This is a genomic window from Komagataeibacter xylinus NBRC 15237 (genome assembly GCF_001571345.1).
In the GTDB taxonomy this organism is placed as follows: domain Bacteria; phylum Pseudomonadota; class Alphaproteobacteria; order Acetobacterales; family Acetobacteraceae; genus Komagataeibacter; species Komagataeibacter xylinus.
The window spans coordinates 1-1,194 of record NZ_BCTP01000127.1; the positions used below are offsets into that span (position 1 = coordinate 1).

Annotated in this window: 1 protein-coding gene; it reads left to right on the forward strand. The window is 60.6% G+C overall.

Annotation, left to right across the window (positions count from 1 at the left end; genetic code table 11):
* The coding region (locus tag GXY01S_RS16700) for an IS256 family transposase (protein ID WP_061276895.1) at positions 1-1,151 on the forward strand (1,151 nt) is incomplete at its 5' end.
* Positions 1,152-1,194: the final 43 nt, after the last annotated feature.

Here is a 1,194-nt window from a genome sequence, read left to right on the forward strand (position 1 = left end):
TGTCAGACGCAGATGCCCTTCTGGGCGATATGAAGAAAGCCCTGGCGGAGCGGTTGCTCAACGCCGAACTGGACCACCATCTGGACGGCGAGACTGTGGCTGGTCGCCCGAACTGTCGCAATGGCTATGGGCAGAAGACGGTGCTGACGGATGCCGGTCGGGTACGGCTGGACATCCCCCGTGATCGGGCGGGAACGTTCGATCCGCAACTGATCGCCCGCTACCGGCGGCGGTTTCCCGGCTTCGATGATCGGGTCATCTCGATGTATGCGCGTGGGATGAGCGTACGTGAGATCCAGGGCCATCTGCTTGAAATCTATGGGATGGAAGCTTCGCCGGACCTGATCAGCGTCATCACCGACGCCGTTCTGGACGAAGTGGCAGCCTGGCAGAACCGGCCGCTGGAGGTGGTCTATCCGGTGGTGTTCTTCGATGCCCTGCGGGTGAAGATCCGTGACGAAGGCATGGTGCGCAACAAGGCGGTGCATATCGCCCTGGGCATACGCGTCGACGGCACGAAGGAGATCCTCGGCCTGTGGATCGAGCAGAACGAGGGCGCCAAATTCTGGCTCCGTGTCATGAACGAGCTACGCCATCGTGGCGTCGAGGATATCCTGCTGGCCGTGGTTGATGGGCTCAAGGGTTTTCCCGACGCCATCCGTGCCGTCTTCCCCGAAGCCCTGGTGCAGACCTGCATCGTTCACCTGCTGCGCCATTCGCTGGATTTCGTCGCCTGGAAAGACCGCAAATCCGTGGCCACGGCTCTGAAGGATATCTACCGGGCGGTGGACGCCGAGACTGGAAAAACCGCTCTGGCTGCCTTTGCCGAAAGCCCCTGGGGTCGGAAATACGCAATGATCGTCCAGTCCTGGGAGCGGGCCTGGGAGGAGGTCATTCCCTTCTACGCCTTCCCTGCCGACGTCCGGAAACTGGTCTATACGACCAATGCCATAGAAGCGCTGAACGCCAAGCTCAGGCGGGCCGTCCGGGCCAGAGGGCATTTCCCCAATGACGACGCGGCTCTCAAGCTCCTCTTTCTGGCCTTGAACCGGGCCGAGAAAGAATGGATCATGCCCCCAAGGGAATGGTCTATGGCAAAAGCCCAGTTCGCCATTCTCTTCGGTGACCGCTTCGCCCGCGCCACCGTCTGATCAATAACGTGAACAACGCCTCTTACACGAAATTCCTGACAGT